Consider the following 451-nt stretch of genomic DNA (forward strand, 5'->3'; position numbering starts at 1 on the left):
GCCTGGCGCGGCCTTGGCCCTGGTAGCCGATGTTGCCGTTGGCGTCCTTGCTCAGGTCGCCATAGGGCGGGTTGAGCCACAGCAGCCCGAAGGACTGGCGCGAGATCAGCGTGTCCATCAGGTCACCGTGGATGCAGCGATCGACCAGTTGCCGTGCGTGGCGGGCACGCTCGGCGTCGTACTCGACGGCGAAGGCCTGGACCTGCTCGCGCCCGAGGGCGTGGGCGGCTTCGGCGATCGCCACGCCTTCGCCGGCGCAGGGATCGAGGATGGACATGGCGCCGGGAGACGGCGCCAGCGCGGACAAGGCCCGCTCCAGCGTCGGTTCGTCGGTGGGGAAGTAGCCGTTACGAATGAAATTGCGCGCCAGGCGCGGAAACATGAGTGCCATGGATTTCTCCTGATGATGGATGAGGGAAGGCGGGCACGCGTGGCGCGCATGCCCGTGGGG

At 68.3% G+C, this 451-nt stretch carries 1 protein-coding gene; it reads right to left on the bottom strand.

Going from position 1 to position 451, the window contains the following annotated elements:
- A partial coding sequence (locus ACR6JA_RS22965) for a DUF6094 domain-containing protein (protein ID WP_494599806.1) occupies positions 1–391 on the bottom strand: 391 nt, incomplete at its 3' end.
- Between the last annotated feature and the right edge of the window lie 60 nt (positions 392–451).

It is taken from the genome of Cedecea sp. B1(4), from assembly GCF_059414925.1.